Genomic DNA, 24753 nt, shown 5'->3' with positions numbered 1-24753 from the left:
GGGCAGAGTCGTATGCATTGCTAACGACCTTGCGGAATACGAGTCACCCGCGTATCGTTAGCAAGAGTAATGACTCATGCTAAAGAACATGCCAACTTCGCAGACCAGAAGCCGTGCGGGCCTGGCAGCGGCCCTGCGCGTCTCCGTAAGCAGGCTGTCACGACGAATGCGCGCTCAGGCGGGACAGTCGCTGAGCGTCACCCAGCTCGCCGCGCTCGGCGCGGTCTCGCGGCACGGCGCGCTGACACCGGGGGAGCTGGCGGAGCACGAGAAGGTGCAACCCCCCTCGATGACCCGAGTGATCGCGGCGTTGGAGGAGCGGGGCCTGCTGACGCGCAGCCCGCATCCGACCGATCGGCGGCAGGTCATCCTGAGCGTGACGGAGGAGGGCGAGAAGCTCCTGAAGGAGGAGCGGCGCCGAAAGGAGGCGTGGCTGGCCCAGCGGCTGGCGGAGCTGACCCCCGAGGAACGGGAGATCCTGCGCCAGGCGGCGCCGATCCTGGAGCGTCTCAGCAAGGTCTGAGCCTGTTCCGGTCGCTGCGCAACCGCAACTACCGGCTGTTCGCGTCCGGTCAGGTCGTCTCCAACACCGGTACGTGGATGCAGCGGGTCGCGCAGGACTGGCTGGTCCTCGACCTCACGCACGGCAGCGGCGCGGCGCTCGGCATCACGACCGGCCTGCAGTTCCTGCCGCTGCTGCTGTTCGGCCTGTACGGGGGCGTGCTGGCCGACCGGTACCGCAAGCGGCGCGTGCTCATGGTCACCCAGGCGGTGATGGGCGTGCTCGCGCTGGTGCTCGGCCTGCTCGCGGTCACCGGCAGCGCCCAGGTGTGGCACGTGTACGCGCTGGCCTTCGGCCTGGGCCTGGCCACGGTGGTGGACAACCCGACCCGGCAGACGTTCGCGGTGGAGATGGTCGGTCGCGCCGACCTGTCCAACGCCATCGCGCTGAACAGCGCGATCTTCAACATGGCGCGGATCCTCGGCCCGGCGGTCGCCGGCGTGCTGATCGCCGCCATCGGCACCGGCCCGGTCTTCCTCGTCAACGCCGGCTCCTTCGGTGCCGTGCTGCTCGGGCTCTACCTGATGCGCGAGGACGAGCTGAACCTCCGGGAGCCCGTCCCCCGGGCGAAGGGCCAGCTGCGCGAAGGGCTGCGGTACGTCCGGCAGCGCCGCGACCTGGTCATGGTGCTCACGCTGGTGCTGTTCGTCGCCGCGTTCGGCATGAACTTCCAGATGACGACCGCGCTGATGAGCCGCCAGGTCTTCCACAGCGGCGCGTCCTCGTTCGGCCTCGCCTCGACCATGCTGGCCGTCGGCGCGCTGTCGGGTTCGCTGCTGGCCGCGCGTCGCAAGAACCTGAGGATGCGGCTGCTGTTCGCCGCGGCGACGGTCTTCGGCGTCCTGGAGATCGCGACCGGCCTGATGCCGGACTACGTGTCCTTCGTCGTGCTGCTGGTGCCCACGGGCATCGCGCTGCTGACGTTCAACACGGCCGCCAACGCGGTCATGCAGCTGAGCGTGCCGTCGGAGATGCGCGGCCGGGTCATGGGCCTGTACATGCTCGTGTTCGCGGGCAGCTCCCCGATCGGCTCCCCGCTCATCGGCTGGCTGGCCGAGGTCTTCGGGCCGCGATCGAGCATGATCATCGGCGGCGTCGTGTCCCTCGCCGCCGTCTTCGGGGTCGTCGCCGTCATGGCGCCGCGACCTGCGCTCGACGCCGTACGGGCAGGCAGGCTCCGGGAACTGCTCGCGACGACGCGGTGACGGCCTGGACGTTGGTCGGGCTGATCGGTCGGGGGCGGGGTCGAGGCCGGCCTCTCGTCGACGGGTCGGCCTGACGGTCCGTGAATGAGAGGCTGGCGCATGTGAGGCTTTTCGTCGCGCTCATTCCGCCGGAGACCGTGCTCGACGAGGTCGAGGCCGCGTTCCGCCCCCACCGCGCCGCGCATCCGGACCTGCGCTGGACGCGCCGGGCGTCGTGGCACGTGACGCTGGCGTTCTACGGCGAGGTGGACGATCGGGTCGTGCCGCGCCTGCTGCCCCGGCTCGAACGCGCCGCCGGGCGGCATCCGCACCGTACGGTGATGTTCGCGGGCGCGGGTGCCTTTCCGCGCCCCGCGTCCGCCCGGGTGCTGTGGACCGGTCTCGAGTCCGACCTGCGGCGTCTCGCCGACTCGTGCGTGGCCGCGGCCCGCAGGGAAGGCGTCGACGCGGACGAACACAAGCGCTTCCACCCCCATCTCACGCTGGCCCGCGCCCGCGAACCGCTCGACCTGCGGCCGCTCGTGGCCGAGGTCGGCGCGTTCGAAGGCAGCCTCTGGACGGCCGGCGAGATCCACCTTGTCCGTAGCCATCTCGGCGGTGAGGCACCACGGTACGAGACCCTCGCCGCGTGGCCCCTCGCATGAGCCGTGCCGCGACGGCACGACAAGAACCACGTCACATCGTCGCGACCGACCAGGTGACGCCGTAGGGGGCGAGGGCGTCCAGGAAATCGGCCGCCTTGAACGCCTGTGCCGGGGCCAGGACTCCGGAGGCCGCTCCGTCGACGGCCAGCCGGTGAGCGGCCTCCACCGCGATCACCGCGGTGGATCCCTGTATGTCGCTGCCTTCGGCCACTCCCCGCGCCCGGCCGCCCTCACGCCCCGTCGCCTCCACCACGAGGGTCCATCTGCCCGCGCTGCGGTGCTCGTCGGCCGGTCCTTCAGGCACGGCGTCCAGCAGCTCCGGAGTGATCGCGGAGAACGCGGCCACCAACTCGGCCTTGGCGACGCCCGACACGTGCCGGGCGGGAACGTGCCGGGGCACGGTGACGACGCCGGGCAGCGGGAACTTCCGCACCGCCGCCGGCCGGTCGTCTCCGGGGAAGGCCATCGAGTCGCGTCGTGTGGGGATGTCCTCATGCCACCGGCCGTCCTCGTAACCCAGGCCACCGCTGCTGAAGGTGTCGATGTTGGTGAGCGCGGTGCGCAGGGTTCCCCGTGACGGTGCCCCGCCGCCGCGGGCGAGATGTACGCCGATGACGACCTCCTCCACCGTCCCCGCCTGCTCGGCGACCAGGTGAGCCAGGAGGTCGGCGGGCAGCCCGTCATCGTTCACTCCGGGCACGACGCTCACCCCGGCCTTCTCGGCGGGCCCGGTGAAGGTGTCGAAGGTCCGGTGCATGTGCAGTTGCTCGCCGGCGATGTCCACGTAGTGGCAACCGGCGGTGATCGCGGCGCGTATCACGGCGTCGCCGGTCACCACGAACGGCCCGGCACAGTTGATCACGACATCGCAACCACGGAGAGCGGCCGCGTCTCCGGCCTGAGCCACCCGGAGCTCCGCGTCCGGCACGCCCGCTCCGACGGCCGCCGCGCGCAGCCGCCCCTGATCGCGCCCGGACAGTACGACGTCGATCCCCCGCCGGGCCAGTTCCGCCACCACCAGCCTGCCTGTGTAACCACCGGCCCCGTATACGACGATCTTCATCTCGACCTTCCCTTCAGTGATCACTGTTCACCGTAGGAGGTCCGGGCGGCAGAACGTATACGTCAGACAGTCGTGATCATACGTCTGCGTCTTCGTCCAAAGAGGATCAGTAAGCTCCCCGCATGGACGTACTCAGCGACGCGATCATCGCCATGCGGACCGGGCGACCGCATTCCGCGCGCACTGAACGGCGAAGCCCCTGGGCCGTGCGCCACCCGCCCTTCGTCGGTGCCGGGTTCCACGTGGTGCTGCGGGGGATGTGCCGTTTGATGGTCGACGGGAGTCCGCCGATCATGCTCGGCGCGGGCGATGTGGTGTTCCTGCCGCATGGCAGCGCCCACGAGATGGCCGACCCTTTCTCTGCGCCGACCGATCCGCGCGTCACCCCGCTGGTCGAGCTGGAGGACCAGATGCCGCACGACCGGCCCGACGCGTCGACGGTCACACTCTGCGGGGCCTACCTTCTGGATCGGGCCCGGCCGCACCCGCTGATCAACGAACTGCCGGAGGTCATCCACCTCCCGGTCCGGATCGGGCATGACCCGGCGCTGCGCGCCGCCGTCGGCCTGCTCGGCGAGGAACTGGACGGACGCCGACCCGGCGCGGACGTCAACATCCCCGCGCTGCTCGACACCCTGCTGGTCTACATGCTGCGGAGCTGGCTGGACCAACAGTCCGAGCACGGCACCGCCATCGGCTGGGCCGCCGCGCTAAGCGACCCTGCGATCATGGCCGCCCTGAGCGGCATCCATGGCGACCCTGCACGGCCATGGACGGTCACCGGCCTCAGCGCCCGTGCCGGCCTGTCCCGAGCGGCCTTCGCGAGGCGGTTCTCCGAGCTGATCGGCCAGCCGCCGCTGCGGTACCTGACCTGGTGGCGGCTGACCATGGCCGCCCGCCTGCTCCGTGACTCCGACGACCCCCTCGCCACGGTCGCCCACCAGGTCGGCTACACATCCGAATTCGCATTCGCCAACGCGTTCAAGCGGGAGTACGGCGTCGCCCCTGGCAGGTACCGCGCGAAGAGACCAGGGATCGACCGAGCCGGGGGCTCGTAACACGATCAGCTCCGCCCCGACCGCCAGGGCGAGCCGGTGATGCGCTCGTAGAGCTCGATGTAGCGGGCGCGGCTGGCCGCGACGATGTCGTCCGGGATCGGCGGGCCCGGCGGGGTGCGGTCCCAGTCGGTGACCGTCGCCGACCAGTCGCGCACGAACTGCTTGTCGAGGGAGTGCTGCGGACGGCCGGGCTCCCACTCGTCGGCGGGCCAGAACCGGGAGGAGTCCGAGGTCAGCAGCTCGTCGGCGAGGACCAGCGTGCCGTCCGGCGCCCGGCCGAACTCCAGCTTCGTGTCGGCGATGACGATGCCGCGCTCGGCGGCCAGTGTCGCCCCCCGACGGTAGATCTCCAGGGTCGCGTCGCGGAGGCGCTCGGCGGTGTCCGCGCCGATCTCCCGCGCGACCTCGTCGAAGGTGATGAACTCGTCGTGCCCGGCCGTCGCCTTGGTCGTCGGCGTGAACACCGGCTCCGGCAGCCGCGACGCCTCGACGAGGCCCGGCGGCAGCGGCACCCCCGAGACCGTCCCCTGCTTCTGGTACTCCTTCAGGCCCAGGCCGGTGAGGTAGCCCCGGGCGATGAACTCGACCGGCAGCATCTCCAGGCGGCGACAGCGGATCGCCCGTCCCGCCCACTCGGCCGGGACGTCCTCGGCGGAGATCACGTGGTTGGGCATGACGCCGGCGAGCTGCTCGAACCACCACAGCGACAGCTGTGTGAGGATCTTCCCCTTGTCCGGGATCGGCGTCGGGAGCACGACGTCGTACACGCTCACCCGGTCGGTCGCGACGAGGATCAGATCGTCGCCGTCCGCGTAGACGTCGCGGACCTTGCCCGAATGCACCAGCTCCATGTGTTCTCGCAATCTCATGCCCACGGCCCCGCTCGGGCCGACTCACCGCTACCTGAGAACGTACCGGTCGCGCAGGTGAACGGCCCGAGCGGGGATGGAGTGGTGCGCCGTCGGTCGCCGGGTGTCAGGCGGCGTGGCCGCCGTCGATGGCGAACGCGGCACCGGTGACGTACCCGGCCTCGTCACCGGCGAGGTAGGCGACCATCCCGGCGATCTCGTCGGGCGCGCCGAAGCGGCCGACGGCGGTGAGCGACCGCTGCCCCTCGGCGAACGGGCCGTCCGCCGGGTTCATGTCGGTGTCGATCGCACCGCAGTTCAGGACGTTCACCGTGATACCGCGCCCGCCCAGCTCGCGGGCCAGGCCCTTCGTGAGGCCGAGCAGGGCGGACTTGCTCATGGTGTACACGCTCATCCCCGGAGCGGGCACGTGCGAGGTCAGGCCGCTGCCGATGTTGATGATCCGGCCTTCGTCACCAAGGTGCCGGGCCGCCGCCTGCGACGCGAGGAACACGCCCCGCACGTTCACGGCCAGCGTCTGGTCGACCTGCTCGAGGGACAGATCCTCGAGCGGGCCCATGACACCGATGCCGGCGTTGTTCACCAGGATGTCGAGCCGGCCGAGGTCCGCCGCGACGCGGTCGACCGCGCCCACGACCGCCTGCGGGTCCGCCGCATCGGCCTGGACGGCCATCCCACGCCGGCCCGTTGCCTCGATCTTCGTGACCACCTGCTGGGCCTGCTCGTCGGAGTTCACGTACGTGATCGCGACGTCGGCACCCTCATGGGCCAGCCGATACGCGATCGCAGCGCCGATGCCGCGGCTGCCGCCGGTGACCAGGGCGACCTTGCCGTTAAGACGGGACATGCTCATCCTCATTTCTCAGCGGTGGAAGGGGTCAGGGTGTCGTTGACGGCCGCGGTGTCCCAGTAGAAGGGGCGGAACTCGGTGATGAGGCCGTCCCGGACCGTGATCAGCTGGAGCAGCGTCGTCTCGATCGACCGGCCGGTGGCGCGAGCGGTGAGGCGCCCGTGGTTGGCGACGATGACGGTGTCGCCGTCCACCCAGTGCCGGCGTTCGAGGAACTCCAGCGACCGCCAGGTCTCACTCATCGCGGCCATGAACCGCTCCATGCCGTCGTGACCGCGCCACACCCCGCCGTACGGCAGCGTCGGCGCCTGGTGCATCACGACGTCGGGAGCGAGATGCGCCGCCATGCCGCCGAAGTCGGCGACACCCGGCCCGCCCGCCGTGATGTAGCCGGCCTCCGCCGCGAAGAACGCGTCGAGCACGGTGAGGACGTCGCTCATCGGCACCCGGACCCTTTCTCGTCATGTCGGCAGCACGCCGGCGCACCCCCGTGGTGCACCGATTTCGCACTGCCGCCCCATGAACCCCGCGCCGCCGGGATCGGTTGCACCGGATGCACGGATTTCCCGCCGGAGGCGAAATGCGGGGCGCCGGGTCCTACTGGCGGCGAAGGGCGCGGGTGATCCCGGCGGCGATCGTCGTGGCGAGGATCCAGCCGACGACGACGAACCCGTACATCAGCCACTGCTGCCACCCGGCAGGTGGCAGGTACGCCTTCCGCTGCCCGAGGTCGATGATCGGCAGCAGCAGGTCCAGCGTGTAGATGAACGGGTTGAACGGCGGTGCCTTTCCGGGCTCCGCCGCGACCGGGTGCCGCGTGTGGAAGGCGACCGTCCCGATGACCAGCATCAGCGCGAGCCAGCCCGCTGCCCGCCACGGCCGGTAGCCGTACCCGACCGTCGCGTCCTGCAGGAATCCCCAGACCTTGATCGGCAGGGGGAGACCCGACCGGCGGCGGCGTTCCTTCGCCAGGAGTACGTTCCGGGCATAGGCGTCGTTGCCCGTGCGGCGGTAGGTCTCGGCCAGTTGCTCGTACGGCTGGGGCCGGAAATCGGGGGGTGTCCTGTCGAGCCAGGCCAGCCCCGCGTCCACGCTGGTGGACGGCGCGATCGCGTTGTAGGTGAGGCCGTCGAGCCGCAATGTGCCGGGCAGCGCCCCCGGCGCGTACTCCAGCAGGCCCAGCTGCGCGTACCGGAGGTCGACGGTGCCGCCCGGTGGGACGGCCGGCCGCAGGATCAGCTCGCGGGCCGTGAGCCACCAGCACCCCAGGCTCAACGCCGAATCGTCCTTGAAGCAGGCGCGGGAGAAGTCCAGCGGGCCGGTGATCCGCGCTCCCGACAGCCGGACGCTGCCCTCGACGGTGAAGTCGTCGCGGCAGTACATCCCGTCCGCCGCCAGGCCGCTGGCGTGCAGGCCGATGCGGTGCGGGTTGAGGATCCGTGCGCCGTCGAGGATGAGGGGACCGATGATCCGGGCGTTGAGCAGGCGCAGCTCGCCGTGGGCGGTGAAGCCGGCGGTGCAGCGCATCTCGCCCTGCACGGTGAGCCGGGCCCCGCGCAGCGCGTACCCGCCCGGGTCGCTCAGGCGGGCTCCGTCGAGGTCCAGCCGGCCTTCGACCGTCGCACCCTCCACGTCGATCGACCCGTTCGCGGAGAAGGAGTTCCGGGCGAGGAAGTCCCCGCCGACGACGATCCGGGGAGCCGCGAGCGCGCACGCCTTCGGATTGGAGAGCGTCGCTCCGTCGAAGTCGATGCTGTCGCCGATGCGGGCGCCGGGGAAGCGGACCTCGCCGTTCGCGTGGAAGCCGTCGCGGCACAGCAGGTCGGCATCCACCTGGAGACGATCCGCTTCGAAGACAGGGCCGCCCGGACCGCCGCCGGGATCGCCGAGCCGTGCTCCGTCCATGAACAGCGCCCCGGCGATGCGCGTGGCGATGAGGCGGACCGTCTTGTCGATCACGGTGTCGGTCAGCAGCAGGTGACCGTCGATGAACGCCGTCGACGCGTAGAGCCCCTCGCGAAGGTGCGATCCATGCAGGTCGATCTCGCGGGACCGTACGCCGTGGAGGTCGAGCGTGCCGGCGATGTGGCAGGAGCGCAGGCTGAGCGGATGGGTCACCGAGGCGAACCTGAGGTCGAGCGTGCCCACGATGCGCGCTCCGGTGATCCGTACCGCCGGAACGCCGGCGCGGCTGGGCGGCGTGACGCTGACGAGGAGTTGGCGGATCACCTCCGCCCGGATCGTCCGGTCGGATCCCCAGGCGCCGCCACGTCCCGGGTCTCCGCTTCCCAACCTCAGGCGTTCCCCGATCGAGAACGCCTCTGCCAGCTTCCGCTCCGAGGCGGTCAGTTGCTTGATCCGCACGAACACCTCCACATCAGTGATGTCCCGGAGAACGGGACATGTCCCATGAGTGGCCGGGATCGGTCGCCGCCGATGGGACGCGACGTTTCCGCGAAGGGCTCCGTGCGAGGCCGAGATCCGTGGGGTGAACGTGGGACGGCGGACGCCGAGGCGGTCTATCGTGATCGTTGACCGGCCGCACCGGACGGGCGCGCCGGTCGCGTCATGACTCGGGGATCACGATGGGGGTGGGCGTGAACGGCCGCACCTCCTCTCAGCAGCGCCTCCTGACGCTGCTGGCCGGATTCTTCGGCTTCGTCATGACCGCGGTCCTCGCGGCGATTCCCGGGACGGCCGTCGCCGACGTCATGCGCGCTGGCGGCACGGAGAGCGCGAACACCGCCGGGACCGGTGGGTCCGCGGCGACCGTCGCCTCCCTCGACCGGGGCCGCCGCTCCGCCCGCACGGCCGTGGCGGCGGACACCGCTCGCATCCTGGGCCGCGGAACGCCGGCGCACGTCGTTCCCCCGGAGGCTCCGGACACCGCCGCGGCACAGGCGACGGCACGTGACGTCCTCCGCTTCGCGGCGGCCGGCGCGCACCATGCCGGCGTCGTCGTGCTGCCGGTCGGCACCGGAGCCGGCGAGGGACGGCGCGTCGCGGACGTTATCGCGGCGCGCTCGGTGGCGCCGCCGGCCGTCTTCACCTCCGCCGTACGGCTTCGCGGGCCACCGCCCGGCACGGGTTCCTGACGTTCCCAGTCGTTGACCGCGGCGTTCCCGTGAACGCTGCGGTGTTCCCGTGCGGAGGCATGTCATCTCTCGTATCACCCTGCGGCGAGCACGTTCGGTGCTCGCCGGGTCACTCGCGTTCCCGTCCTCGGAGTCCCTCGCCCGTCCCACCGGCCACGGCACGGCCGTTCCCCGGGAGGACGGATGCTGACCGCGTTCGTCCGGGCCTGCCGGACCCCTGAACTGCGCCGGAAACTGCTGTTCACGCTCGGCATCGTCGTCGTGTTCCGGTTCGGCCAGAACCTGCCCGCGCCGGGCGTCGACGTGTCGGCCGTCCGGGCGTGCGCGCAGGCCGCCGCCCACGGCGGCCACGCCGACGTCTTCAGCCTGATCAACCTGTTCAGCGGCGGAGCGCTGCTCAAGCTCTCGGTCATGGCGCTGGGCATCTACCCGTACGTCACCGCGAGCATCATCCTGCAGCTGCTGACGGTGGTGATCCCGCGGCTGGAGGCCCTCAAGAAGGAGGGGCAGGCCGGCACCACCAAGATCACTCAGTACACCCGCTATCTCACGGTCGCGCTGGCGATCCTCCAGGGCACGACCGTCGTGGCGATGGCGGCGTCCGGGAACCTTTTCCCCGGCTGCGGGCAGCGGATCCTGATCGGCACCGGGATCCTCACCGTCGTCACGATGGTGGCCTGCATGGTCGCCGGCACCGCCGTCATCATGTGGCTCGGCGAGCTGATCACGGAGCGGGGCATCGGCAACGGCATGTCCATCCTGATCTTCACGCAGGTCGTCGCCGTCTTCCCGGGCGAGTTCTGGAGCATCTACACCAGGAAGGGCGGGTTCACCTTCACGCTGGTGACGGTGACGAGCCTGGCGGTGATGGCCGGGGTCGTCTTCGTCGAGCAGGCCCAGCGGCGCATCCCCGTGCAGTACGCCAAGCGGGTGGTCGGCCGGCGCGCGTACGGTGGCACGTCCACCTACATCCCGCTGAAGGTCAACCAGGCCGGCGTGATCCCGGCGATCTTCGCCTCATCGCTGCTGTCCGTTCCGGCGCTGGCGGCCCAGATGTGGCCCCGGAACACCGTCCTCAACCGGACCCTGGCCCCGCTCACCCGGCAGGACGACCCCTGGCACATGGCCACCCTGTTCGGGCTGATCGTGTTCTTCACCTACTTCTACGTCGCGATCACCTTCAACCCGACCGAGATCGCCGACAACATGAAGAAGTACGGCGGGTTCGTCCCCGGCATCCGCCCGGGACGGCCCACCGCCGGGTACCTCGACTACGTGCTCACCCGGATCACCGCTCCCGGGGCCCTCTACCTGGGACTGATCTCGCTCATCCCGATGGTGGCGCTGTCCCTGTTCGGCGCCACGCAGGACTTCCCCTTCGGGGGAACGAGTCTCCTGATCGTCGTCGGCGTCGCGCTGGACACCGTGAAACAGATCGAGAGCCGGCTGCAGCAGCACAACTACGAGGGGTTCCTGCGGTAAACGTGGCGGCCCGCCACACCGTCCCTAGCCGCGCAGGCGGTGGTCGAGGGCGGTGTGGCGGCGTCCGGCGCCGGCCGTGCGGACGGCGGCGGCCAGGGCCCTGGGGGAGCCGGCCAGGACGACGAGCTTCTTGGCACGGGTGACGGCGGTGTACAGCAGGTTGCGCTGCAGCATCATCCATGAGCTCGTCGTCAGCGGGATGACGACGGCCGGGTACTCGCTGCCCTGCGAGCGGTGGATCGTCACGGCGTACGCGTGGGCGAGCTCGTCCAGTTCGGCGAAGTCGTAGTCGACGCTCTCGTCCTCGTCCGTGAGCACGGTCAGCGTCTGCTCCTCCAGGGACATGCCGGTGACCACGCCCACCGTGCCGTTGAAGACCCCGGCGGCGCCCTTGTCGTAGTTGTTGCGCAGCTGGGTGACCTTGTCGCCGACGCGGAACACCCGCCCGCCGTACCGGCGCTCGGGCTTGCCCTCGCGGTGCGGCGTGAGCGCCTCCTGCAGCAGAGTGTTGAGGTTCCCCGCGCCGGCCGGTCCGCGGTGCATCGGCGCGAGCACCTGGACGTCGCGGCGCGGGTCGAGCCCGAACTTACGCGGGACCCGCTGCGCCACGATCTCGACGGTCAGCTCCGCGGTGGGCTCGGCCTCCTCGCACGGGAACAGGAAGAAGTCCGGGAATCCCCGTGTCTGCGGCGACTGTCCCGCGTTGATCCGGTGGGCGTTGACCACGATCCCGGACTGCTGGGCCTGCCGGAAGATCTTGGTGAGGCGTACGCGGGGGATCGCGTCGGCGGCCAGGAGGTCCCGCAGCACCTCCCCGGCGCCGACGGACGGCAGCTGGTCGACGTCGCCGACGAGCAGCAGGTGCGCGCCGCGCGGAACGGCCTTGACCAGCTTGTTGGCGAGGATGACGTCGACCATGGAGGACTCGTCGACGACGACGAGGTCCGCGTCGAGCGGATTGTCGCGGTCGAACTTCGGGTCGCCGCCGGGCTGCAGCTGCAGCAGCCGGTGCACGGTGGCCGCCTCGTGACCGGTCAGCTCGGCCAGCCGCTTCGCCGCCCGTCCCGTCGGCGCGACCAGCACGACCTTGGCCTGCTTGGCCCGCGCCAGCTCGACGATGGACCGTACGGTGAAGCTCTTCCCGCAGCCGGGACCGCCGGTGAGCACGGCGACCTTCTCGGTCAGCGCCAGGCGTACGGCCTCCTCCTGCTCGGGGGCCAGGTCCATTCCGGTCCGCTGCCGCAGCCAGCCGAGGGCCTTGTCCCAGTCGACCCCCTGGAAGGCGGACAGGCGGTCCTCACCGACGCCCAGGAGGTCGAGCAGCCCGGTCGCCAGCGAGCGTTCGGCGCGGTGGAAGGGCACCAGGTACACCGCCGGCACCTCACCCTCGGCGACCGCCACGCGCTCCCGGACGATCTCCTCCGCGGCGACCGCCTCCTCCAGGCAGGGGCCGACGAGCTCGCGCGGCACCTCCAGGATCTTCGTCGCCTCGGTGAGCAGGTTCGGCTCGGGCAGGTAGCAGTGCCCGTCGTCGGCCGCCTGCGACAGCGTGTACTGCAGGCCCGCCTTGATCCGCTCCGGGCTGTCGTGCGGGATGCCGACCGCCTGGGCGATCGTGTCGGCGGTCTTGAACCCGATGCCCCACACGTCGGCGGCCAGCCGGTACGGCTCCTTCCGCACGACCGAGATCGACTCGTCCCCGTACTGCTTGTAGATCCGCACCGCCAGCGACGTCGACACGCCGTGCCCCTGCAGGAAGACCATCACCTCCTTGATGGCCTTCTGCTCCTCCCAGGCGGCGGCGATGCGGTTCGACCGCTTCGGGCCCAGCCCGTACACCTCGACCAGGCGCTCGGGCTCCTCCTCGATCACGCGCAGGATGTCGGTGCCGAAGTGCTCGACCATCCGGTCGGCCATCACCGGGCCGATGCCCTTGATCAGGCCGGAGCCGAGGTACTTGCGGATCCCCTGGACGGTGGCGGGCAGCACGGTCGTGTACGACTGCGCCTCGAACTGCCGCCCGTACTTCGGATGCGACGTCCACCGCCCCGTCAGCCGCAAACTCTCGCCGACCTGCGCGCCGAGCAACGGCCCCACGACCGTGAGCAGCTCCGCGCCGGTCCGCTGTGTCTCACCCCCATGGCTACGCCCCGCCGCCCCCGAGATGGCGACCCGCGCGACGGTGTACCCGGTCTCCTCGCTGGCGAAGGTGATCCGCTCGAGCACGGCCTCCAAGACCCGCGTCCCGGGCGGAGAAGGCGTCTGTGGCTCCGACACGTGGACATACTGCCCGAGATCAGCGACAGCCGGTCAAGCTCGCGTTTCCGGTGGAGATCGATCCGGTGCGAATGCGGAGGGCGAGGGGGCGCTGACGGTCCGTTCGGTGGCGGCGACACCCGAGGCGGGGGCTGCTCGATTCTTGCGCTGGAGCGCATAGGCTCGGCTTGTGAACCGTGCTCCTCGATGGCTGTTGCCGACCGTGCTGGCGGCGCTCGTTTTCGCCGTCGTCCTCGGCACGCTCCTCCATTGAGGCGGATGCGCCGGGGCGGGTCCCCCGGTCGATCGGCGCGGGTCAGGGCGCGTACGCTCGCCGCTCTCCTGGCCGTGGGCGGGCCGCTGGTGTGGGCGGTTCCCGCCCGGGCGGCGGCGCCCGTACGGGCCCTCGCCGAGGGGGCGAAGGAGCTCTGCACGATCGACGACCCGCGCATCGACGAGTCCAGTGGGCTGGGCGCGAGCCGGCGCCATCCCGGGATCGTCTACACGTTCAACGACTCGGGCGGCAGTAATCGGCTGTTCGCGCTGGGGATCGACGACTGCCGGGTCCGGGCGGCGATCACGCTCGGCGGGGCGCACAACCGCGACTGGGAGGCGATGGCGGTCGGCGCGGACGGATACCTCTACGTCGGCGATATCGGTGACAACCTCACGGACCAGCCGTACTCCACCGTCTACCGCATCCCCGAGCCGAAGACGATCCGTACCCAGACGGTGCGCGCCAAGGCGTACCGGATCAAGTTCGAGGACGGATCGCACAACGCCGAGACGCTCATGGTCGACCCGCGGACGAACCGGATCTACATCGCGAGCAAGGAGTTCGGTGGATCGCTGTACGAGGGGCCGAAGAAGCTGAGTACCAGCGGCTACAACGTCATGCACCGCGTCGGTGACGCTCCGCTGTATGCGACGGACGGGGCGTTCGCGCCGGACGGGCGCACGTTCGTCATCCGCGGCTACTGGGACGCCGAGATCTACACCGCGCCCGGCAAGGAGCTCACCGGGGTCAAGGTCCCGGACCAGAAGCAAGGCGAAGGCGTGACGTACACCGCCGACGGCCGGTCGCTGCTGTTCAGCTCCGAGGGCGTACGGCAGCCGCTGTGGCAGGAGCCGGTTCCGAAGGAGGCGCTGCCGTCGCCGTCGCCGACCCCGAAGCACCGGGCGGCCCCCGGCGACCGGACCGGCGACGGAATGCACAAGGGCCACACGATGCTGGGCGTAGTGGTGGTCGGGGCGCTCGCCCTGGCCGGTGTGGTGGTGTTCGCTCGCAGACGAGCGTCATGACGAATGGGACGCTGACATGTCACGATCTGTTCTCGTGGACCTCGAGCTGATCGGCCTTCGGGCCCCCGTGCGGCGGTCGCGCCCCGTCGCGCCCGGCCCGTTCGCGCTGTTGTCCCTGCTGGTGGCCCTTCTCCCCATCGAGCAGCCCGCCGTCTGGATGGGATCCGTCGTCGCCTGCAACCTCCTGCCGTGGCTGCTCGGCCTGCGGGCGCACCGCACCGGCGTCTGGCGGCTGTCGGCGGCGGGCCTCGAACGCCTGGCGCCCGACGGCTCGGTCGAGGAGGCGTACGAGCGGGACCGGATCGAGGAGTTCACGGTCACCGCCGACGACGAGGTCTTGACGATCTTCCACAAGTTCGGGTCGACCGCCGCGGGCACCCTCACCGAGATGGGCTTCGACCCGCTCACGTTCTACATGACGGCCCGCCGGCTCGGGATCACCACTCACGTCATCGACGGCGACCGCTCGGTCTTCGACGAGGGCGACCTGCCGTCGGAGGAGGACGCGCCGCGCGCCCTCGGCCGCCGCGCCGAGCAGCGCCTGCGTGACCAGGAGGCGACGCTGCTGGCCGTCGCCCACGAACCGTACCCCGCCGCGCAGACGGCGCCGGCGACCCTGGACACCGCGGTGGCCGGGCGGCGGCGCTCGGTGGCGCTCGGGATCCTCCTCGCGCTGCTGGCCTTCACGATGCTCGTCCGGTCCGCCTTCGACGGCGGCCTCGGGCTCGGCGACCGGGTCATGGGCGGCCTGTGGGCGGTCGTCGGCGCGGTCGCGGTCCTCGGCGCGCGCCGCCGGCGGCTGACCGGCGCGCCGCTGTCCTGGGCGATCACCCCGACCGAGCTGCGCGTCCGGCACGCCACGGTCGCCGAGTGGCGGGTGCGCGCCGACCACGTCGCCGCCGTCGTCGTCGGCCCGGGCACGGCCGTCGACCCGGTGACGGGCCGGCTGACCGGGCGGCACACCGTCGCCACGGTGTTCGGGCACCGTTTGCAGGTGCTGGCGCGCCTTCCCGCCGAGGGTCTGGACGTCTTCCAGCTCACGCACGCCCTCAGCGAGCGCGGCTACCAGATCGTCACGCCCGAGCAGGGGGTGCGGCGGCCCTCCCAGTACGGCCTCGCGGGGCTGCCGGACATCTTCGCCCGGGTGCCCGGCGGCCGTCTCGTCGTCGACGAGGACGGCATCGGCTGGGCCGACGGAGCGGGCGACGTCATCCTGCGGATGCCCCGCGAACGCATCGGCGGCATGGAGCTCCTGACCGTCGACGGACACGCCTGGCTGCGCATGTACGACGACGACGGCGACGAGTTCCTGGCGGCGCCGCTGTCGATGCTCCGCATCTCCCGTACGGACCTGAGGGAGTCCGCCCGGCGGATGCGCCTGCCGATCACCGACGCGGAGTACGACGCGTACGTCAACGCCGCCTTCCACGGCTCCATGACCCGCATCGAGTCGGCCCTCGAACCGTCCCCCGCCCTCACGGAGCCGGAGACGAAGACCCTGCCACCGGTACAGCTGGACGTGCCCCGGCGCACCCGCGTGCTGGCGTACGCCGTCACCGCGACGCTCTGCGAGCTGGTCGCGGTGCTCGGATCGGTCTGGCTGCGCGGCGACCTCGGCGGGTTCTGGACCGCACTGTCGTGGGCCGCGCCGACCGGACTCGTCCTCGGGCTCGCGGGCACGTGGCTGTACGACCGCAACCGGCCACAGCTGCGCATCTCCGCGTCCGGGATCTCGTCGGTGACGCGGCTCGGGCGTACGGAATGGAGCGTGACACGGCAGGCGCTCGGCGGCGTGGGCATCGACGAGTCCGAGGCGCCGAGGCTGGTGGTGTGGAGCCCGGTGGGCCGGGTCCTGCGGCGGGTGTCGTTCCCGCCGGACCTGGCCGAGCTGCGCCGCGCCTGCGAGCGCCACGGCCTGCCCTGGGGCCCGCCCGACGCCGGCCACGCCGCCGCCCCACCCCCGGAGCTGTGACCGGCCGCTAGGGGTGTGTCCGGTGGATCTCCGTCCGGTTGGACGCCGCTCGCTGCGAACAAGATCCACCGGACACTCCTAGGCCGCCGCTTCCGCCTTGGCCTCGCGCACGCCGCGCAACGCGCCGGACCAGGCGATCACCTGGTCGAGCATGCCGCGGACCGAGACGTCGAGGCCCTCCGTCGGGACGAAGCCGCCGGTCGCGAACGCGGGGATCAGGGGGACCGCGGGCTGCGCGCGGACCGTGGCCACCTGGAGCTCGGCGAGCACGAGCCGGAGCGCCTCGGCGGCCCGGACTCCCGCGGCCCATCCGCCGTAGCTGACGATGCCGGCGGCCTTGTCGTTCCACTCCCGGTAGACGTAGTCCAGCGCGTTCTTGAGCGCCCCGGAGAAGGAGTGGTTGTACTCCGGGGTGAGGAACACGAAGCCGTCGAAGCCGTCGATCAGCGCAGACCAGTCGCGGGTGTGCGCGTGCTCGTACTGCTGATGGTTCGGATTGCCGCCCTCGTCGAGGTTGCCGAGGCCGTGGTGAGCGAGGTCGATCAGCTCGTAGTCGGCGCCGCCGTGGGCGCGCGCCGTGTCGAGCACCCAGGAGGCGATCTGTTCGCCCCGGCGTCCGGGTCGTGTGCTGCCGAGGATGAGGCCGATGCGGAGTGCCATGGTGTCCTTCCGAAGGAGTTGACGCGTCAACTCTAGGCAGCGCAGAGTTGACGCGTCAACTGCGGCCTCGTCGGTATGATTCCCGTCATGGCGGAGACCCTGGAACCCGAGGAATGGGAGCTCTGGGACACCTGGATGCGCGCGCAGCGCCTGCTCGTCCGGGAGCTCGACCGCGGTCTGCAGCGCGACTCCGGCATCTCGAAGGCCGAGTTCAGCGTGCTCGTGACGCTGTGGCAGGCACCCGGCCGCGAGATGCGCGTCGGTGAGCTCTCCGAGTCGCTCGACTGGGAGAAGAGCCGCGTCTCACACCAGCTGACGCGCATGGAGAACCGCGGCTTCGTGGAGCGGACCCAGAGCGGGGCCGCCGGCCGCCGCACCGGGATCGGGCTGACGGCGAAGGGCCGCCGCGTCGTGCAGAGCGCCATCCTCGGGCACGCCGGCAACATCCGCCGTTACTTCCTCGACTCGCTCACGCCCGAGCAGACCGCGGCCATCCGGGCATGGAGCGAGCAGATGATCGACAGCGTCGAGCCGAACTGCGGCGAGGCCGGCGACGGCGCCGCTTAGGGCCAGTCCGACGGTGGCCGGACGTAAGTGCCCCTGTCGGGAACCGTCCTCAGGTACCCGATCCGTTCGAGATGCGACAGCGCCCGGTGGACCGCCCGCCGGTCGACCTGGAGTATCGGGGCGAGCTCCTCGCCGGAGAGGATCTTCCGGCCGGGCGGCCAGTCGCCGCAGACGATTCGGTCCCGCATGACCTCAGTCGCACGACGGACGTTCGCGTCGTCCACAACGCCTGCCACCGACCGCCCTGGCGTTCTCGCGGCCAGCTCGACCTCGCCGATCCGGTGCAGCAGCCGGGACACGGACGTCTCATCGATGATCATCGGGTCGGTACTGATGGCGGAGAAGGCGGTGAACGCCTGCCGCCAGGCCGACCAGATGATGACCCACCCGCCGTACGTGCTCTGCAGGCTGGTCGCGACCGCCTCCGCGTGGAGGTTCCGGCCCGCGCCGCCCGGCGCCCGGGAGCGTCGCCGGGTACGGCCCGCCGAGCGCGTCACCGGCCCTCCCGCGTCCCGGGACACACGACCCACAGGACGCGAGCGATCTTGTCGGCCGCCTGAGCGATGTCGTCCGCCGCGCAGAGCGGCTCGTACTCCGGCGGCGATTCGCGGGTCGGGCCGGACCACTGCCAGAACCACATCAGCCGCCCGTCGCCGCCGGTCCCGCACATCACGGTCTGACGCAGGCCGGGATTGATTGCTTTCGCGTGGCGGTCACTGTCGGGCGGGTCACCGGCGGGATTGCTCGCCAGCACCCAGGCGCCACGGGTCACGCGGGCACGCAGACCCCGTGCGGTCAACGCGTCCGCCAAACGCTCGACGAGCTGCGACGTATGCGCCTCGACGGATGCCGGAGTCACCGGGCCCGCGGTGGGAGAACTCGACATCGGGACGTCACCCTTTCGTGTCTGCCGATGACGTTGAGTGAAGCCGCTGCGGAGACTCCGGAAGAAGGCCGATACTGGGCGACACAATGTGGACACTGTCTGTGTCCGGGTGTTTCGGGGACGAGCCGGAGGGCGCGATCGTGACTGGTAGCGGGACGCCGCCACGGTGGGCGGCGCGGTTACGAGCGGAACGAGAGCGGCGCTCGTGGAACAAGCACGAGATGGCCCGCCGGCTGCAGAAGGCCACCGGCCGGGCGTATCCGCCCGTCAGCTCGCTGGTCCGGCAGATCCTCGGCTGGGAGAAGGGCGAACACTTCCCCCGCGACTGGACGGCGGCGTACGCCACGGCGTTCGAGATGACCGAGGAGGAACTGTTCGGACTTTCTTCATATTTGGGCCTGGCGGGGGGTGGCGACGGCGGCGCAGGCTCGGCGTGGAGGGAGGTGGACCCCACGAAGCGCCGCGATGCCCTGAGACTCGGTATCGCCGCCACTGTCGCGCCGGCCGCGATGGCCGCTGTGCTGGGAGAGGCGGCGTCCGAGGCGATGGAGTTCACCCGGATGGCCGGGGCCTCCGCAGTGGGGGCCGCGACCTTCGACCACCTCCAGGCGGCCGTCGCCGCCATCGACCGGTCCTACACGACGGAGCCGCCCGCCGAGGTCTTCGCCGTCGCCCGCGCCTACCGCGCCCGCGTTCAGGAGCTGATCCGCAGCCCGCACACGCTCAAGCAGGGGCGCGAGCTGTACGTCTGGGCCGCCTGGCTGTCCGAACTGCTCGCCTGGCTCGCCCACGACCTGGGTCACCCCCTCACCGCCGAGGCGTACGCGATCGACTCCTACGAGCACGCCGACCAGGCCGGCCACGACGAGCTCTGTGCCTGGGCGGCCGACGCCCTCGCCTCGATCGCCACCTACACCGACCGCCCCGAGCGTGCCGTCGCCGCCGCCCACAGAGGCATCGCCAGGGCTCCCGCAAGCCATCCCATCGCCGTCCGCCTGCGCGCCAAGGCTGCCCGGGCCCATGCCTGTCTCGGCCAACGGGCCGAGTGCGAGGACCTGCTCCGAGGAGCCGAAGAGTTGCACGACCGCCTGCCCGCCCGGCCACCCACCCGCTTCGGCACGGACACCGGCCCACTCGCCGAGTACGCCGTGACGGCCTATCCCGCCTCGGCGTTCATCTGGCTTGCGGACTACGAGCGGGCGAGACGCCATGCGGAACGCGCGGTGGCCGTTCACACATCGACGCCGTCGACGGACCCGTCTCCGGGCCACGTGGCCATCGCACGGATCGACCTGGGGATCGCGCTGTGTCACCTTGGTGCTCCGGACGCGGCCGCCGCAGCCGGTGCGACCGCGCTCGCATCGCCGCGTGTCTTCGAAGCACTGCGCTCTCGCGCCGGGGACCTGGACGCCGCGCTGACGGCCCGATACGCCGAGACGGGGCACGCGCGGGACTTCCATGAGCGGTACCTGGAGCTGAGAGGGTGAAGCTCTGACGTCGAGGTGATACTTCCACCCATGATACTTCCAAGTTTGGAAGTATCCTCGGTGAGTGGACCATTTCATCGGACGTCAGCGTGAGCTGGCGTTGCTGGATCAGATGCTGGGTCGCGTCGCCGGCGGTGGCCGGGCCGGGCGGCCGGGGCGGGCGTTGCTCATCCGTGGGCGCCGCCGAGTCGGCAAGTCCCGGCTCGTGGAGGAGTTCGTGGACCGGGCCGGAGTGCCGCACGTCTACTTCACGGCCTCGGCTCAGCCGAACGTCGAGGCTGATCTAGCGCTCTTCGCCGAGGCCGTCGCCGGTAGCGATCTACCGGCCGCCGCGTTCTTCGCCGGACAGTCACCACGGACCTGGGATGCCGCGCTTCGCCTGCTCGCCGGGGGTCTGCCGGACCGGCCCTGTGTGGTCGTCATCGATGAGATGCCTTACCTCATCGCCAACGACCCGGGCTTCGAAGGCACCTTGCAGAAGCTCTTCGATCGAGAGCTGTCCCGGCGTCAGGTGTTCCTGATCTGTATCGGGTCGGATCTGGCGATGATGGAGGCCTTGAACGAGTACGGTCGGCCGTTCTACCAGCGCGCGACCGAGATGGTGGTGCCGCCGCTGAGTCCGGCGGACACGGCCGCGATGCTCGGGCTGTCGGCGGCGGAGGCGTTCGACGCCTACCTGGTGACCGGCGGTCTGCCGCTGATCCTCGACGAGTGGCCGAGCGGATTGCCCGCACTGGACTACCTGGCCGAGGCCGTCACCGATCCCACGTCGGCGGTGTTGGTCAGTGGCGAGCGGTCGCTGGCAGCCGAGTTCCCCGCCGACTCCCAGGCGCGGCTGGTGCTCGGCGCGATCGGATCGGGCGAGCGGACCTTCACGCAGATCGGCCGGGCGGCAGGTGACCTGCCGCATGCGTCGCTGACGCGGGCGCTGGACCTTCTGGTCGCCAAGCGCATCGTCGACGTGGACGTACCGCTGTCCGTGAAACCGTCCCGGGAGAGCCGCTATTCGGTCGCCGATCCGCACCTGCGGTTCTGGCTGGCCCATCTCGGCCCGTACATGGCGGAGATCGAGCGTGGTCGGGGCGACCTGGTGATGCGGCGCATTCGCGGTTCGTGGACGAGCTGGCGCGGCCGGGCGATCGAGCCGGTGATCCGCGAAGCGCTTCGCCGCTTGCCGGAACGTCTTCCCGAAGGCACGCAAGCCATCGGCGGGTACTGGACGCGCACCAACGACCCGGAGATCGACGTGGTGGGGGCCGACCGCGCGCCGGTGGCCAAGGCCATCACCTGCGTCGGGTCGATCAAGTGGCTCGAGAACCGTCCGTTCGCCGGCGCGGATCTCAGTCGGCTGATCGTGCATCGGTCGAAGCTGCCAGGCGCCGACGACTCGACACCCCTGCTGGCGATCTCACGAAGCGGTGTCGACCAAGGCCTCACCGGCGTTTCGACCTTCGGCCCGGAAGACCTCATCACCGCATGGCGGGCGGGCGCGTGACGTTCTGACAATCTAGGCATATAGTGTCAGCATGTCTGGCTCGATGGTCGAGAAGCGGGAGCAGGTCGTGGCCGCCGCGCTCGGTGTCTTCGGCAGGTACGGGTACCGCCGTACGTCGATGGATCTCATCGCCCAAGCGGCGCGGATGTCCCGGCCGGCCGTCTACCAGCACTTCAAGAACAAGGAAGAGATCTTCCGTGCGGTCGGGCAGCTGATCGCCGAGCGGGTCACGGCGGCGGCGCGAGAGGCGGGACGGGCCGGGCGGCCGGTCGCGGATCGGCTGTACGGCGCGCTGGTCGTCAAGCTCGACCTGTTCGCGGGCACGATCGACGCGGAGTTCCGAGCCGAGTTGTTCAGCGAGGCGGCAGACATCGCCCAGGACGTCGTCCGGTCCTTCGAAGACGGCTACCGCGACGTCGTCGAGGCCGTACTCCTCGACTGTGCCGGCGAACTGGACCTGCTCGGCCACGCGCTGTCCGCCCGCGACGCCGCCACGCTCCTGCTCGACGCCCTGGCCGGGATCACTCAGGCCCGGGAGGAGCCGGAGATCCTGCACGCCCGGCTGCGGCAGCTCGTCGAGCTGACCGTACGAGGCCTCACTGGCAACCCCGAGAAGAGATGATCACATGAGTCTGGTCCTGAGCTTCCTCGCCGGAGTCTTCGGTGCGAACGCCACCCCGCACTTCATCAAGGGCATCACCAAGGAGTGCTTCCCCTGTGTGTTCGGCAGCGGCCCGCTGGTCAACCTGGTCGCGGGCTGGGCGATGTACGTCATCGCCGCGCTGACGGCCGTCGCCGCCGACATGACGGCCCATCCCGTGCCCGCCTTCTCGGCCGCGGCCGCCGGTGTTCTGGCCATGGGAGTGTTCCACGCCACCATCGGCGCCTTCGGCAGGGGCCGGGCGGCCTCGTCCTCTGGATCGTGACCCGAGCGGGCGCCGTCGTGTGACGCTCCGGCACCCCCGTGCGGTCTCTCGCCGCCCGGCCCAACGCCGCCCGGACCCCCGGGCGGCCGCTGTCGCCGAGTCGCCCGGGTCAGGCCGTCTTCACCGGCCGCCGGGTCAGGCCGTCTTCACCGGCCGCCGGGTCGGGCCGTCTTCGCCGGGCGGCGCTCGGGGCGGCGGCGCTGGCCGGCGTAGAACATCGTGGCGCCGGTCAGCACGAACAGCCCGGCCGCGATCTGCGCGGTGACGCTGAGCGGCGGGTGATCCGGCCCGTCCGGCAGACGCGGCTTCAGGAGTCCCAGCGGGTCCTTGCGGAGCGTGACCCGCTGGAGGGCCTTGACGTCGTCGTAGCAGTTCTGCTGTTCGGAGAGCACGTACGTCTTGACCTCACCCGCCGTCTCGACCACCGTGCAGAAGAGATCGGCGCCGCGGCGGTTGTGCCGGTCCTCCACCTTGGTGACGGTGGCGGAGGCCGGCGTGCCGAGCGTCTTCATGTACAGCTCGTAGAGGCCGGGTCCGGCGAACAGCGTCAGGGCCAGGCCGCTGCAGGAGACCACGACGGCGGCTCCAGCGCGATGCCAGACCCCGCCGGCGAGGGTTGCGGCGACGGCCCAGGTCGCGAGGGCGACGATCACGCCGACGACGATGAGGCCGTGCGGATACTGGGCGAGCCATGCCCCGAGGACGAACAGTACGGGGATGGCGCAGGCCCACGTCAGGGAGCTGAACAGCCGGCGGGCGGGCGAGAGGGGCCGGTCCGCGCCGGTCGTCACCGGCGGAACGGTGTCGTGTGACGCCATCGGCTCAGAGACGCTCGACGACGTGGTCGACGCAGGCGGTGAGCGCCTCGATGTCGTCCGGGTCGATCGCCGGGTACATCGCGATGCGCAGCTGGTTGCGGCCCAGGCTGCGGTACGGCTCGGTGTCGACGATGCCGTTGGCGCGCAGGACCTTCGCCACCTCGGCCGCGTCGACGCCCTCGAAGTCGATCGTGCCCACGACGTTCGAGCGCTGGGCGGGGTCGGTGACGAACGGCGTGGTGTAGGAGGTCTTCTCCGCCCAGGTGTAGAGCCGACGCGCGGACTCGGCGCTGCGCCCGGTCGACCAGGCCAGGCCGCCCCGCTCCAGGAACCACTCGATCTGCTCGGCCATGAGCAGCAGCGTCGCGACCGCGGGGGTGTTGTACGTCTGGTCCTTGCGGGAGTTGGTCACCGCGATGGTCAGGTCGTAGAAGTCGGGGATGTAGCGGCCGGAGGCGGCGATCTCCTCGATCCGGGCCAGCGCGGCCGGCGACGTCAGCGCCAGCCACAGCCCGCCGTCGGAGGCGAACCCCTTCTGCGGCGCGAAGTAGTAGACGTCGGTCTCGGCGACGTCGACAGGCAGTCCGGCGGCGCCGCTGGTCGCGTCGACGAGCACGAGCGCCGACCCGGCCGACCCCGCCGGCCGCTCGATCGGCATGGCGACGCCGGTGGAGGTCTCGTTGTGGGTGAACGCGTAGGCGTCGACGGTGTCGTCGGCCACCGCGGACGGATGAGCGCCCGGCTCGCTCTCGATCACCGACGGGTCGGCGAGCCACGGGGCCTTCTTCGTGACCTTCGCGAACTTCGAGGAGAACTCCCCGAACACCAGGTGCTGCGACCGCTCCCGTACGAGCCCGAACGCCGCGGCGTCCCAGAACGCCGTGGTGCCGCCGTTGCCCAGCACGACCTCGTAGCCCTCGGGCAGCGAGAACAGCTGCGCCAGCCCTGTGCGGACGCGCGTCACGAGGGACTTGACCGGCCGCTGCCGGTGCGAGGTGCCGAGGTAGGTGGCGCCGGACGCGGCCAGGGCGGCCACCTGCTCGGGACGGACCTTCGACGGCCCGGAACCGAAGCGGCCGTCGGCGGGCTTGAGGCCGTCGGGGATCACGATGTCGGTCACGTTCAGCAAGCGTAGTTGAGGCACGGCGTCGTGCAGCGGACCTTTCCAGAGCTTGAGACGCCCCGTACGTGTCCGTACGTCTGCCGGCGCGGGTGGCCCCAACCCCTCGATCCGAGTCAGAGACGGCGGCGGAGCGCCCACGCCACCAGGACGAGCAGGCCGAGCGCGCAGCCCACGGACACGGTCGCCGGGTAGAACCACGGGCGGCCCGCGCGGTGGGCGTCCAGCGCCGCGCCCCCGGAGTCGTACGACAGCAACGCGAGGGCTCCGGCCATCACCCAGGCGACGATCTTCCAGGAGAGCGCGTCGCGACGACGGGCGTGCTCGCGCCGCTCGCGTTCCTGCCGCAGCAGCTCGACATCGCGCTCATCGGGCTCCTCGTCGCGGGGGCCGGTGTACATGACCCCATCCTCCCTCCGGCCGAAAGGCGAACGGC

At 71.0% G+C, this 24753-nt stretch carries 25 protein-coding genes; 13 read left to right on the top strand and 12 right to left on the bottom strand.

Annotation, left to right across the window (positions count from 1 at the left end; genetic code table 11):
- Window positions 1-76: 76 nt before the first annotated feature.
- The 3 genes from ABEA24_RS36880 (at window position 77) to thpR (ending at window position 2411) form a co-directional block, all read left to right on the top strand.
- On the top strand, window positions 77-523 hold the full coding sequence (locus ABEA24_RS36880) for a MarR family winged helix-turn-helix transcriptional regulator (RefSeq protein WP_345437158.1): 447 nt from the start codon (window positions 77-79) through the stop codon (window positions 521-523).
- A gap of 2 nt (window positions 524-525) precedes the next feature.
- Window positions 526-1767, top strand: a complete 1242-nt coding sequence (locus ABEA24_RS36875; protein WP_345437471.1) for an MFS transporter — start codon at window positions 526-528, stop codon at window positions 1765-1767.
- A gap of 101 nt (window positions 1768-1868) precedes the next feature.
- Window positions 1869-2411 carry an RNA 2',3'-cyclic phosphodiesterase gene (gene thpR, locus ABEA24_RS36870; protein ID WP_345437156.1) on the top strand — a complete coding sequence of 181 codons (543 nt, stop codon included), beginning with the start codon at window positions 1869-1871 and terminating at the stop codon, window positions 2409-2411.
- Window positions 2412-2442: 31 nt separating this feature from the next.
- Here the strand turns inward: thpR and ABEA24_RS36865 are convergent, their stop codons facing one another.
- Window positions 2443-3474, bottom strand: coding sequence for a saccharopine dehydrogenase family protein (locus ABEA24_RS36865; protein ID WP_345437154.1), 1032 nt, complete (start codon window positions 3472-3474; stop codon window positions 2443-2445).
- Between the two features lie 122 nt (window positions 3475-3596).
- On the opposite strand from ABEA24_RS36865, the gene ABEA24_RS36860 reads away from it, so the two are divergent.
- Window positions 3597-4532, top strand: coding sequence for an AraC family transcriptional regulator (locus ABEA24_RS36860; protein ID WP_345437152.1), 936 nt, complete (start codon window positions 3597-3599; stop codon window positions 4530-4532).
- Between the two features lie 5 nt (window positions 4533-4537).
- Here ABEA24_RS36860 and ABEA24_RS36855 read toward each other — a convergent pair whose 3' ends face one another.
- The 4 genes from ABEA24_RS36855 to ABEA24_RS36840 form a co-directional block, all read right to left on the bottom strand.
- Window positions 4538-5383, bottom strand: coding sequence for a phosphoribosylaminoimidazolesuccinocarboxamide synthase (locus ABEA24_RS36855; protein WP_345437469.1), 846 nt, complete (start codon window positions 5381-5383; stop codon window positions 4538-4540).
- A gap of 124 nt (window positions 5384-5507) precedes the next feature.
- Entirely contained in the window at window positions 5508-6248 is a 741-nt protein-coding gene (locus ABEA24_RS36850) for a 3-oxoacyl-ACP reductase family protein (RefSeq protein WP_345437150.1), read from the bottom strand.
- 8 nt (window positions 6249-6256) lie between these two features.
- Complete coding sequence (locus tag ABEA24_RS36845) at window positions 6257-6691, bottom strand: nuclear transport factor 2 family protein (RefSeq protein ID WP_345437148.1); 435 nt, start codon at window positions 6689-6691, stop codon at window positions 6257-6259.
- 157 nt (window positions 6692-6848) lie between these two features.
- Window positions 6849-8615 carry a translocation/assembly module TamB domain-containing protein gene (locus ABEA24_RS36840; protein ID WP_345437146.1) on the bottom strand — a complete coding sequence of 589 codons (1767 nt, stop codon included), beginning with the start codon at window positions 8613-8615 and terminating at the stop codon, window positions 6849-6851.
- Window positions 8616-8836: 221 nt separating this feature from the next.
- Between ABEA24_RS36840 and ABEA24_RS36835 the strand changes: the two genes are divergently transcribed.
- Window positions 8837-9346 carry a hypothetical protein gene (locus tag ABEA24_RS36835; protein ID WP_345437144.1) on the top strand — a complete coding sequence of 170 codons (510 nt, stop codon included), beginning with the start codon at window positions 8837-8839 and terminating at the stop codon, window positions 9344-9346.
- A gap of 183 nt (window positions 9347-9529) precedes the next feature.
- Window positions 9530-10828 carry a preprotein translocase subunit SecY gene (gene secY, locus ABEA24_RS36830; protein WP_345437142.1) on the top strand — a complete coding sequence of 433 codons (1299 nt, stop codon included), beginning with the start codon at window positions 9530-9532 and terminating at the stop codon, window positions 10826-10828.
- Between the two features lie 24 nt (window positions 10829-10852).
- On the opposite strand, the gene recD2 is transcribed toward secY, so the two are convergent.
- Window positions 10853-13105: an SF1B family DNA helicase RecD2 gene (gene recD2 / locus ABEA24_RS36825; protein WP_345437140.1), complete on the bottom strand. Its 2253-nt coding sequence runs from the start codon at window positions 13103-13105 to the stop codon at window positions 10853-10855.
- Window positions 13106-13363: 258 nt separating this feature from the next.
- Between recD2 and ABEA24_RS36820 the strand changes: the two genes are divergently transcribed.
- Both ABEA24_RS36820 and ABEA24_RS36815 read left to right on the top strand, forming a co-directional pair.
- Window positions 13364-14386, top strand: a complete 1023-nt coding sequence (locus tag ABEA24_RS36820) for a hypothetical protein (protein ID WP_345437466.1) — start codon at window positions 13364-13366, stop codon at window positions 14384-14386.
- Between the two features lie 16 nt (window positions 14387-14402).
- Window positions 14403-16358: a hypothetical protein gene (locus tag ABEA24_RS36815; protein WP_345437138.1), complete on the top strand. Its 1956-nt coding sequence runs from the start codon at window positions 14403-14405 to the stop codon at window positions 16356-16358.
- 78 nt (window positions 16359-16436) lie between these two features.
- On the opposite strand, the gene ABEA24_RS36810 is transcribed toward ABEA24_RS36815, so the two are convergent.
- Window positions 16437-17018 carry an NADPH-dependent FMN reductase gene (locus ABEA24_RS36810; protein ID WP_345437136.1) on the bottom strand — a complete coding sequence of 194 codons (582 nt, stop codon included), beginning with the start codon at window positions 17016-17018 and terminating at the stop codon, window positions 16437-16439.
- An 87-nt stretch (window positions 17019-17105) separates the two neighbouring features.
- Between ABEA24_RS36810 and ABEA24_RS36805 the strand changes: the two genes are divergently transcribed.
- Entirely contained in the window at window positions 17106-17585 is a 480-nt protein-coding gene (locus ABEA24_RS36805; protein WP_345437134.1) for a MarR family winged helix-turn-helix transcriptional regulator, read from the top strand.
- Here the strand turns inward: ABEA24_RS36805 and ABEA24_RS36800 are convergent.
- A complete protein-coding gene (locus ABEA24_RS36800) occupies window positions 17582-18082 on the bottom strand; it encodes a GntR family transcriptional regulator (protein ID WP_345437132.1) in 501 nt (166 codons plus the stop codon). The genes ABEA24_RS36805 and ABEA24_RS36800 overlap by 4 nt on opposite strands.
- Complete coding sequence (locus ABEA24_RS36795) at window positions 18079-18471, bottom strand: hypothetical protein (protein WP_345437130.1); 393 nt, start codon at window positions 18469-18471, stop codon at window positions 18079-18081. Before ABEA24_RS36795 ends, ABEA24_RS36800 begins: the two co-directional genes overlap by 4 nt.
- An 86-nt stretch (window positions 18472-18557) precedes the next feature.
- On the opposite strand from ABEA24_RS36795, the gene ABEA24_RS36790 reads away from it, so the two are divergent.
- From ABEA24_RS36790 to ABEA24_RS36775, 4 genes are all read left to right on the top strand, one after another.
- Complete coding sequence (locus ABEA24_RS36790) at window positions 18558-19958, top strand: NsdA family TPR-like regulatory protein (protein WP_345437128.1); 1401 nt, start codon at window positions 18558-18560, stop codon at window positions 19956-19958.
- A gap of 64 nt (window positions 19959-20022) precedes the next feature.
- Window positions 20023-21453 (top strand): ATP-binding protein, encoded by a 1431-nt coding sequence (locus ABEA24_RS36785; protein WP_345437126.1) that lies wholly within the window; start codon window positions 20023-20025, stop codon window positions 21451-21453.
- Between the two features lie 31 nt (window positions 21454-21484).
- Window positions 21485-22075, top strand: a complete 591-nt coding sequence (locus ABEA24_RS36780) for a TetR/AcrR family transcriptional regulator (RefSeq protein WP_345437123.1) — start codon at window positions 21485-21487, stop codon at window positions 22073-22075.
- 4 nt (window positions 22076-22079) lie between these two features.
- Window positions 22080-22379, top strand: a complete 300-nt coding sequence (locus tag ABEA24_RS36775; RefSeq protein WP_345437121.1) for a hypothetical protein — start codon at window positions 22080-22082, stop codon at window positions 22377-22379.
- Window positions 22380-22525: 146 nt separating this feature from the next.
- Here the strand turns inward: ABEA24_RS36775 and ABEA24_RS36770 are convergent, their stop codons facing one another.
- The 3 genes from ABEA24_RS36770 to ABEA24_RS36760 form a co-directional block, all read right to left on the bottom strand.
- Complete coding sequence (locus ABEA24_RS36770) at window positions 22526-23170, bottom strand: hypothetical protein (protein ID WP_345437118.1); 645 nt, start codon at window positions 23168-23170, stop codon at window positions 22526-22528.
- Window positions 23171-23201: 31 nt separating this feature from the next.
- On the bottom strand, window positions 23202-24317 hold the full coding sequence (serC, locus tag ABEA24_RS36765) for a phosphoserine transaminase (protein ID WP_345437116.1): 1116 nt from the start codon (window positions 24315-24317) through the stop codon (window positions 23202-23204).
- 116 nt (window positions 24318-24433) lie between these two features.
- Window positions 24434-24718: a hypothetical protein gene (locus ABEA24_RS36760; RefSeq protein WP_345437114.1), complete on the bottom strand. Its 285-nt coding sequence runs from the start codon at window positions 24716-24718 to the stop codon at window positions 24434-24436.
- Window positions 24719-24753: the final 35 nt, after the last annotated feature.

This window comes from Actinoallomurus vinaceus (assembly GCF_039542055.1).
Classification (GTDB): Bacteria; Actinomycetota; Actinomycetes; order Streptosporangiales; family Streptosporangiaceae; genus Actinoallomurus; species Actinoallomurus vinaceus.
This window is presented reverse-complemented; position numbering and strand designations above follow the sequence as displayed.